Here is a 9677-nt window from a genome sequence, read left to right as displayed (position 1 = left end):
GTGATGTCCGAGCTTGGCCCGCTGAAACTGGATAAGGCCCGCTTCCGCGCCACGGTCGAGACCCTGGCGTTTGAAAAGGCCGGTCCGCAGGGCCAGGACCGCGTGGCCTTCGAGATTTCTACCAATCCCGGCGCGCCGTTCGGGGAGCTGGGTCAGATCGCCTCCGGCGGCGAGCTCGCCCGCCTGGCCCTGGCGCTGAAGGCGGCCCTGGCCGGGCGCGCCGAGGGCGCCCAGCCGCTGATGATTTTCGACGAGGTGGATCAAGGGGTCGGCGGCGCGGTGGCTGACGCGGTGGGCCTACGCCTGCGCCGTCTGGCCTCGGACGCCCAGGTCCTGGTGGTGACCCACAGTCCGCAGGTGGCCGCCCGGGCCGACGCCCATTGGCGGATCTCCAAGGCCGGCGACGCTGAGATGGTGCGCACCGCCGTGGAGGTGCTCTCCTTGCCTGATCGCGAGGAAGAGATCGCCCGCATGCTGGCCGGCGCCCAGATCACCGATGCGGCCCGCGCCGCAGCACGAGCCCTGATGGATGCCTGATTTCCCGAGCGCCAAGCCGGCCGCCGACCTCACCGAGGCCGAGGCCGCCGAAGAGCTTACCTGGCTCGCCGACACCATGGCGGCCTATGACATCGCCTATTATCAAGACGATGCGCCCAAGGTTTCCGACGCCGAGTACGACGTGCTCAAGCGTCGCAACGCCGAGATCGAGGCGGTGTTTCCCGACCTGGTGCGCGAGAATTCGCCCAGCCTGAAGATCGGCGCGGCGGCCTCGGCCCAGTTCTCGCCCGTGGAGCATGGCGTGCCCATGCTCAGCCTCGACAACGCCTTCTCCGACGAGGAAGCCGTCGAGTTCGAGGCCCGGGTGCGCCGCTTCCTGCGGCTTGACGACAGCCCGATCGCCTATACGGCCGAGCCCAAGATCGACGGCCTGTCAGCCTCGATCCGCTACGAGAACGGCCGGCTGGTGCGCGGCGCCACCCGCGGCGACGGTAGGGTGGGGGAGGATGTCACCGCCAACCTGCGGACCCTCTCCGACATTCCCGAGCGATTGGCCGGCTCCGGCTGGCCCGAGGTCATCGAGATCCGCGGGGAGGTCTATCTGGAGCATGAGGGCTTCAAGGCGGCCGGCCAGAAGACCTACGCCAATCCCCGCAACGCCGCAGCCGGCTCCTTGCGCCAGCTGGACCCGAAGATCAGCGCCCAGCGGCCCCTTCGCTTCTTCGCCTATGCCTGGGGCCTGGTCAGCAGTCCCTTCGCCCAGACCCAGTGGGAAGCGCTGGAAGCCCTGAAGGCCTGGGGCTTCCAGACCAATCCACAGTCCCGTCGGGTGGAGGGGGCGGATGGCCTTCTGGACGCTTATCGCGAGATGGAGGGGCTGAGGCCCCGCCTGGGCTTCGACATCGACGGGGTGGTCTACAAGGTCGACCGGCTGGACTGGCAGCAGCGGCTGGGCTTCGTCTCACGCTCGCCGCGCTGGGCCATCGCCCGCAAGTTTCCCGCCGAGCAGGCCCGCACCATCCTGAACGCCATCGACCTGCAGGTGGGCCGCACTGGCGCCGTCACCCCCGTGGCGCGGCTGGCGCCGGTCACGGTGGGCGGCGTGGTGGTGGAGAACGCCACCCTGCACAATGGCGACGAGATCGCCCGCAAGGACGTCCGCATTGGCGATACGGTGATCGTCCAGCGGGCCGGCGACGTGATCCCTCAGGTGGTCGGGCCGGTGCTGGAGGAACGGCCCGAAAGCGCCGAGCCCTACGTCTTCCCTGATACCTGCCCCTGTCCGCTGAAAACGCCCCTCGCGCGGGAGACCACGGCCTCGGGCGCCGAGACGGTGGTTCGTCGCTGCACCGGCGAGCTGGCCTGTCCGTTCCAGCGCATCGAACACCTGAAGCACTTCGTCTCTCGCCGGGCCTTCGACATCGAGGGCCTCGGCGAAAAGCAGCTCCAGGCCTTCTTCGACAAGGGCTGGGTCAAGGAGCCGGCCGACATCTTCCGCCTGGCCAAGGACGAGGCCAAGCTGGATGAACTGCGCGCCGCCGAAGGCTATGGCGAGACCAGCGTCACCAATCTGAAGGCCGGGATCGACGCCAAGCGGGCCATTCCGCTGGACCGCTTCATCTATGGCCTGGGCGTTCGGCACATCGGCGAGACCACGTCTCTGGCCCTCGCCCGCCACTTCGAGACGGTGGAGTCCTTCCTCGCTGCCGCCCGCGCCGCCGCCGCCCAGCGGGCCGGGGACGGCCACGAGGTCTTCGCCCAGCTGGACGGGGTGGGGCCCACGGCCCTGGAGGCGATCCTGGGCTGGGCGGCAGCGCCGCACGAGGTGCTGGTCCCGGAGGGCGCGAGCTTCGATACCCGGCTGAAGGCCAGCATCCCGAAGCTCAACAAGACCGCGCGGGAGGCCCTGGAGCGACGCTTCGAGGAGTGGACCAGCTTTGAGCGGGCGGCTGCGGCGGCCGCGGCTCAGCGCCCCGGCGAGGACTTCGGCGAACTCGCCGCGGTGGATGGGGTCGGCCCGGTGGCCGCCCGGATGATCGCCGAGTTCTTCGGTGAGGATCACAACGAGGCCACCGTCGAAAACCTGCTGGCCGAGCTCCAGGTCCAGCCCGCCGAACGACCCAAGACCGACACCGCCGTGGCCGGCAAGACCATCGTCTTCACCGGCGCGCTCGAGAAGATGACCCGCGACGAGGCCAAGGCCCAGGCTGAGGCCCTGGGCGCCAAGGTCTCCGGCTCGGTGTCGAAGAAGACCAACCTGGTGGTCGCCGGCCCCGGCGCCGGCTCAAAGCTCAAGACCGCCACCGACCTCGGCATCGAGGTCATCAGCGAGGACGACTGGCTGGAGCTGGTGGGACAGGGGTAGGGGGGCGCGAGCCACACCCCGACACGTCACCCTCGGGCTTGTCCCGAGGGTCCCTGTCGAGGGCGGGCGCAAGCGTCGAGAGGGATCCTGGGCACAAGGCCCAGGATGACGCCGCTTTAGGCGAGCGCCCTAAAGCGGCGCGCAGGCCTCTTCCAGCCAGGCCTTGACCTCAGCGTCCACCAGCGGGCCGATCTCGCGCAGCACCCGGGCGTGATAGGCGTCCATCTGGGCGCGCTCCTCGGCGGTCAGCATCTCGACGACGATCAGCCGGCGATCGATAGGCGCGAGGGTCAGGGTTTCGAAGCCCAGCATGGGCCGCTCGCCGCCCTCGATCTCGTCGGCGGCGGTGACGAACTGCAGGTTCTCGATGCGGATGCCATAGGCGCCTGCCTTGTAGTAGCCCGGCTCGTTGGAGACGATCATGCCCGGCTGCAGGGCGACGCTGTTGGGGGCCTTGGAGATCCGCTGCGGACCTTCGTGCACGCCGAGATAGCTGCCCACCCCATGGCCGGTGCCGTGGTCATAGTCGAGGCCGGCCATCCACAGGGGCGCGCGGGCGAGCGCGTCCAGGGCCGAGCCGGTGGTTCCGGCCGGGAAGCGGATATGGGCCAACGCCAGATGGCCCTTCAGCACCAGGGTGAAGCGCTCGGCCATCTCCCGGCTGGGCTCGCCGATGGCGACGGTGCGGGTGACGTCGGTGGTGCCGTCCAGATACTGGCCGCCGGAATCCACCAGCAGAAGGGAGCCGGCTTCCGTGCGCTTGTTGAGGCGCTCGGTGGGCCGGTAGTGGACGATGGCGCCGTTTGAGGCCGCGCCGGCGATGGTGTCGAACGACAGGTCCTTGAGCGCGCCGGTGGCTTCGCGGAAGCCTTCCAGGGTCTGAACCACGGTTTTCTCGTCCGGCAGGCTGGTCTGGGCCTCGGTGGCCAGCCAGTGGAGGAAGCGCGCCAGCGCTGTCCCGTCGCGAACGTGGGCCTTGCGTGCGCCTTCGATCTCGACAGCGTTCTTGCAGGCCCGGGGCAGGGCGCAGGGGTCGTCGGCGCGAAGGGGCTCGGCGCCGGCGGCGTCCAGAGCGTCGAAGTACCAGGCCGAGGATTGGCCCGGATCGATCATCACCTTCTGGCCCTTCAGGTCGGCGAGGGCGCCGGCCAGGGCGTCGGGCGCCTCCAGGCTGACCTGGTTGCCCAGCCAGGCCGGGAGCTCCTGGCTGACCTTCACGGGGTCCAGGAACAGTCGGGCGCGACCGTCGGCGCCCAGGATCGCCTGGGCGAGCGGCAGGGGGCTGCGGATCACGTCGCCGCCGCGAATGTTGAACAGCCAGGCGATGGAGGCCGGGGCGGTGATGACGGCGGCCTCGGCGCCCTTGGCGGCCAGGGCCTTGCCGATGCGGGCGCGCTTGGCTGCGGACTCCTCGCCCGCATAATCCAGCGGATGAGGCAGCGCCGGCGCCTGGGGCTGGGCCGGGCGCTTGGCGCCCCAGGCGGCGTCCAGGGGGTTCTGCTCGACCGGCTTCAGTTCAGCGCCGGCCTTCTCCACCGCCGCGCGGACCCGAGCGAGGCCGTCAGGGCTGTGCAGGCGGGGGTCATAGCCGATGGCTTGGCCCTTGCCCGCGGCGCTCTCCAGATAGGCCGGCACGCCGCCTTCAACCAGGTCGCGGATCTCGAACAGGCTCTCATCGACCTGGTCGCGGACCTGCAGGGTATAGCGACCATCGACGAAGACCGCGGCTTTATCCTTCAGGATCACGGCGGCCCCAGCCGAGCCGGTGAAGCCGGTGGCCCAGGCCAGACGGTCGTTGGCCTCAGGCAGGTATTCGTTCTGGTGCTCGTCCTCGTGCGGGACAAGGAAGCCGTCCAGCTTCTGCTCGGCCATGGCCTGGCGGATCAGGGGCAGGTGGCGGGCGCCAAAGGCGCGCTCGGTGGTCTCATCAAAGGTCTGGCGCATGCCCTAGAAATAAGCCCGCCTGCGCCCGAGCGCCATGGGGATCGTGCAGCCTAAAGCCGGCGGTAGATCATGGTCGAGCCGTCCTCAAGCTTGCCGCGCAGGCCGGCCCAGGCGCCGGCGGCGTCGTACCAGTTGTCGATCTCGGCCTCGCCGCGGATGGTCCAGCGGGTGGCCGGTATCGCCCCGCCGTCGGCCAGCTGGACGCTCTCGCGGCCCGCCCGGGCGGTGCGGACCTTCATGATCTTGCCAAGCTGCGGGTTGAACAGCGGGCCATCGAGGGCGGCGGCGTTCCAGTGGGTGAGGGGCGCGGCCGTGGCCGGGGCGGTGAGACGCCCGGCTGGCCCTTCGATGGCGACGCCGGACCTGCTCGCCTCGGCCTTGACCTGCTCCACCTTCCCATTGGTGTCGGTGCGGGTGGTCAGGCTGGCGAAGCTGTCGTCCCGCCAGCGCTCGGTGGCGGTGTGGGCGTAGCGAAAGACCGGGATCGGGCCGAGCTTCACCCGCATCTCGACCTCGGTGCTGACCAGGAGGCCCGCCCCGCTGCGGCTGAAGCGCATGATGTGTTCGCCAACCTTGTTCTGACCGCGGAAGACGGCGAAGGCCAGGCGGCTGCTTGCCGGCACGGCGGCGAAGGCGGCGGGCGCGGCCAGGGCGCCGGCTCCCGCGATGATCAGGCTCCTGCGGCTGAGGGTCATGGGATCGACTCCGGACGGGGCCCGTGACGGGGCTCTTGAGGAGTCTACGGCGGTGCGCCGGCGCCGGATGCCTCGCCGCTCGCCCAGGAAAAAGGGCGGCCCCATTCGGAGCCGCCCTTCGGTCGTTCGGGCCAGGTGTGCGGCCAGGCCTTACAAGTCTTACATGCCGCTACGGTCAGCGGCGTTATCGGCCGCGTCAGCAGCGCCCTCGGCGGCGTTCTGGGTCGCCGCAGCGGCGTTGTCGGCCGCGGCCTCGGTGCTTTCAGCGATGCTGTCGGCGGCCTGGCGAGAGCTTTCGGCGGCCTCGGAGGCTGCCTGCTGGGCGCTGTCGGCGGCGTTTTCGATCATGGCTTCGGCGCGGCCGGTGTCACGGGCCATTTCCAGATCGGCGTCGTCGGTCCCGTTATTGCCGAAGATAAAGAACATGCCGACCAGGGCGACGATGGCGACAATCCCGGCCACCCACCAGCCAGCAGAGCCGCCACTCTTGTGGACGACTTCACGCTGCACCGGCGGGGGATCGGTACGGGGGGTGTTCGGATCATAAGTCATGTCGTTCTCCTCGGACGGAGCGGTTGGCCGCTTCCTGTCGCGCTTGAGAACGTGGTTCGCCGCCGGTCGGTTCCGGCGAGCTTAGCCGCGGCGGATGACCAGGGTGGTCCAGGCGTCGCGGTTCAGGCGGCGGACCAGCACAAAGCCTCGGCTGCGATAGGCGGCCAGCACGCGGCGGGCCTGGGAGCGGAGGAGGCCAGACAGGATCGCCGTCCCGCCCGGCCGCAGGGCGCCCTTGATGTCCTGGGCCAGCATGACGAGCGGCGCAGCCAGGATGTTGGCGAAGACCAGATCATAGGGCGCGTGCGCCCGCACCAGCCGATGGCCTAGACCGGAGGCGTGGACGAACCGCGCCTTGGCCTGGTTGAGGCTGGCGTTCTCGCGGGAGATGCGGACGGACGGCCGATCGATATCGGTGCCGACCGCCACCGGTGAGCCGGTCTTGGCTGCGGCGATCGCCAGCACGCCCGTGCCCGCGCCGACATCAAGCACGCGGGCGAAGCGACGCTGCTTGAGAAGCGCGTCATAGGCCAGCAGGCAGCCGACCGTAGTCCCGTGGTGGCCGGTGCCGAAGGCGGCGCCCGCCTCGATCCGCAGGTTCACCGCGTTGACCGGCGCGAGGCCCCGATCGTGCGCGCCATAGATGAAGAACCGGCCGGCGCGAACCGGCGGCAGACCCGATAGGGCCATGGCCAGCCAGTCGGCGTCGGCCAGAACCTCGGTGCTTGTGGTCAGGCCTTCATGGGCGCCCAGCACGTCGCGCAGGGCGTCGGCCTCCTCGGCGGTCGTGGGGAAGGCGTCGATCCGCCAGATCTCGCGATCCTCGTCTTCCTCCAGGATCGAATAGGTGACGCCCTCCAGCAGGGGGTGCTCATCGATGGCGACCGCAGCGGTCTCAGCGATGTTGCGGGGGCCGCGGGCGATGATCTGGAAGGCGTCTTGCGTCATACGCCTCCTCTAGAGGCGCGGGGCGCGTTAGGCGAGAGGCAAGGGCCTATTCGGGCGGCGCGAAAGCCACCGGGGTCGGGCGAGCCGGCGCGGACTCCTCGGCGATGGCGAACAGCGAGGCCGCAGGCCGGCGGGGTGGGGCGATGTCGCCGTCCATCGAAGGATAGGAAACGGTGATCTCGACCGGCGGCGGCTCCACACGGGCCACCCGTAGGGGGCGCTGCTGCCGAACCGGTTCGACATAGACCACCGGCTCATAGTCCGGCTCAGCGAGGGGGACGGGCCCATAGTCGACCGCCATCAGGGCGGACTCGTCTGGCCGAACCCAGTCGTAGCCGATCACATAATCTGGGACCTGGCCGGAATAGGCCCGCGCCTGAACCTGGGGCTCGTCACGATCCAGCCGATCGCCTGCGGCAGGCAGGTGAATCTGCGGACCCAGCATGGCCTCTCCATAGGTGAGGTCGGGCTTGAACGCCGCCCCCAGTAGAAGCCCGCTGGCCGCAGCCAGTGTGATGCCATGAAACAGCGCCTGCATATCCAGCCTCCTTGGGCCGATAAGCGCGCGAATCGCCCAGTAGGTTTCATCGGCAGATCGGAGCGGCGCCCAAGGCTGTGTCCATCTCCCGCAACAGGGCTCGAATTTGCGTGTTACGCTTAAGCCGAAGGAGGAGACCGATGAGCAAGTACAAGCCCCTGTCCGATCGCCTGGCCCGGCACGAGGCCGACGACTGGAGCGCCAGCTTCGCCGAGCTCGAAGAGGTGCTGGGTTTTCCCCTGCCCAAGAGCGCCCGGGACCAGAACGCCTGGTGGACGGGCGGCGAGAAGCCTCACCACGAGGCGTGGAAAGGGGCGGGCTGGCGGGTCGAGACCGTCGATCGCAACGCCCAGAACGTCGTCTTCCGCCGTGACGACGGCGTCGAGGCTTCCGGGCCGACCCCGATGGAGGTCGCGATGGAGCCGCCGGCCGCCCCCGAGGCCAAGGCCCCCCGGAAAGGCGTCGTCTCGGCCGCCGTGGCCGGAGGGGCCGCAGCGCTGCTGGCCGGCGGTGTTTCCGTGCTGGCCAACTTCCTGGCCAAGCGCAAGGGCGAGCCCTGGCGCTAGGGCGCGTTCCGATAAGTGGGAACCGGTTATCGGATCACAACGCGCTCAAGGCTTAGGGTTTAGAGCCTGATCGCATCAGGCCTAGGAGGCCTCGGCCTTCTCCACGAAGGAGTCGATGACCTTCTTTTCGCCGGCTTTTTCGAAGGCGACGGTCAGCTTGTTGCCATCGATATTGCGCACCTGACCATAGCCGAACTTCTGATGGAACACCCGGTCTCCGCGGGCAAAGGCGCTGCTGGAGGCGGACGGGTCGGACACGGCCACCAGCCGGCCCTCGCCCTCGATCACCTGCTGCCGGCCCGGATGGCTGCCATGATAGCCGCGGTCCTGGGCGCGGCGCCAGCCGGGTGAGGAATAGCCGGAGCCGAAGCTGGGGCTCTCGTCCCAGCGGCTGCCGTGTTGCTGCATGCCCGGGCCGCCACCGTAATAGCCGGTGTCCGAGGCCGCCTCCACATGGGCGATGGGCAGTTCATCGACGAAGCGCGACGGCAACTGGCTGGTCCAGCGGCCATAGACTTGGCGGTTGGCCGCGAAGGAGACATGAGCCTGCTCGCGGGCGCGGGTAATGCCCACATAGGCCAGGCGCCGCTCCTCCTCGAGGCCCTTCTCGCCGCTCTCGTCCATGGAGCGCTGCGACGGAAAAACCCCTTCCTCCCAGCCCGGCAGGAAGACCAGCGGAAACTCCAGGCCCTTGGCCGAGTGCAGAGTCATGATCTGCACGGCGTCCTCGCCGGCCCCGCGGTCCAGATCCATGACCAGGGAGACGTGCTCCAGATAGGCGCCGAGCGTCTCGAAATTGCCCATGGACTGGACCAGTTCCTTGAGGTTCTCGAGGCGGGTCTGCGCGGTCGGCGTCTTGTCGAGGCGCAGGGCGTCGGTATAGCCGCTCTCCTCCAGCACCATCTCGGTCAGCCGGCTGTGGTGCTGGGTCTCCCCCTGCGCCCGCCATCGGTCGAGGTCGCGCAGGAAGTTGGCCAGGGATGTGCGGGTTCGCGCCGCCAGTTCGTCGGTCAGCACGATCTGCCGCGCCGCCGTAGCGGCCGAGACGCCGTTCAGCCGCGCGATCTGAAGCAGCTTCTGGACGGTGGTCTCGCCAATGCCGCGCTTGGGGACATTGACGATCCGCTCGAAGGCCAGATCGTCGTCCTCGGACTGGATCAGCCGCAGATAGGCGTGCGCATCGCGGATCTCGGCCCGCTCGAAGAAGCGCGGCCCGCCCACCACCGTGTAAGGGATCTGCAGCAGGACGAACCGTTCTTCGAAGGCGCGCATCTGGAAGGAGGCCCGCACCAGGATGGCCATGTCCTTGTAGGGCCTTGGATCACGCTCGGTGGTCCCCTTGCGAGCGCGCTCGATCTCGTCGGCGATCAGCCGGCTCTCGGCCTCGCCGTCCCAGACCCCGCGGACCACCACTTTTTCGCCGCCGTCCGCCTCGGTCCAGAGCGTCTTGCCCAGGCGGGACTTGTTAGTGGTGATCAGCCCCGAGGCCGCGCCCAGAATGTGGCTGGTGGAGCGGTAGTTGCGCTCCAGCCGGATGACCTTGGCGCCCGGAAAGTCCCGCTCGAAGCGCA

General features: G+C 69.3%; 8 protein-coding genes and 1 pseudogene. 3 read left to right on the top strand and 6 right to left on the bottom strand.

The features are described from left to right. Positions 1-537, top strand: a pseudogene (locus V7702_RS15425) (DNA repair protein RecN); the annotation flags it as partial. Next, entirely contained in the window at positions 530-2863 is a 2334-nt protein-coding gene (gene ligA / locus V7702_RS15420; protein WP_335650967.1) for an NAD-dependent DNA ligase LigA, read from the top strand. The pseudogene V7702_RS15425 and the gene ligA, both read left to right, overlap by 8 nt. Positions 2864-2992: 129 nt before the next feature. Here ligA and V7702_RS15415 read toward each other — a convergent pair whose 3' ends face one another. The 5 genes from V7702_RS15415 to V7702_RS15395 all read right to left on the bottom strand — a co-directional run bounded on the left by V7702_RS15415 (position 2993) and on the right by V7702_RS15395 (position 7540). Then, positions 2993-4807, bottom strand: coding sequence for an aminopeptidase P family protein (locus V7702_RS15415; RefSeq protein WP_335650966.1), 1815 nt, complete (start codon positions 4805-4807; stop codon positions 2993-2995). Between the two features lie 50 nt (positions 4808-4857). Then, a complete protein-coding gene (locus V7702_RS15410) occupies positions 4858-5502 on the bottom strand; it encodes a DUF6134 family protein (protein WP_335650965.1) in 645 nt (214 codons plus the stop codon). A gap of 159 nt (positions 5503-5661) precedes the next feature. Further along, the gene (locus tag V7702_RS15405) at positions 5662-6054 is read right to left on the bottom strand and encodes a hypothetical protein (protein ID WP_335650964.1); all 393 of its coding nucleotides are present in this window, start codon (positions 6052-6054) and stop codon (positions 5662-5664) included. 81 nt (positions 6055-6135) lie between these two features. Beyond that, positions 6136-7002, bottom strand: a complete 867-nt coding sequence (locus V7702_RS15400) for a 50S ribosomal protein L11 methyltransferase (protein ID WP_335650963.1) — start codon at positions 7000-7002, stop codon at positions 6136-6138. Between the two features lie 46 nt (positions 7003-7048). Then, a complete protein-coding gene (locus tag V7702_RS15395) occupies positions 7049-7540 on the bottom strand; it encodes a hypothetical protein (protein ID WP_335650962.1) in 492 nt (163 codons plus the stop codon). A 140-nt stretch (positions 7541-7680) separates the two neighbouring features. Between V7702_RS15395 and V7702_RS15390 the strand changes: the two genes are divergently transcribed. After that, entirely contained in the window at positions 7681-8106 is a 426-nt protein-coding gene (locus tag V7702_RS15390) for a DUF7662 domain-containing protein (protein WP_335650961.1), read from the top strand. 81 nt (positions 8107-8187) lie between these two features. Here V7702_RS15390 and V7702_RS15385 read toward each other — a convergent pair. Then, the coding region (locus V7702_RS15385; RefSeq protein ID WP_335650960.1) for a 3'-5' exonuclease at positions 8188-9677 on the bottom strand (1490 nt) is incomplete at its 5' end.

Source organism: Phenylobacterium sp. (assembly GCF_036963605.1).
In the GTDB taxonomy this organism is placed as follows: Bacteria; Pseudomonadota; Alphaproteobacteria; order Caulobacterales; family Caulobacteraceae; genus Phenylobacterium.
The sequence above is the reverse complement of the archived record's forward strand: the minus strand, read 5'-3'. Positions and strand labels throughout refer to the sequence as shown.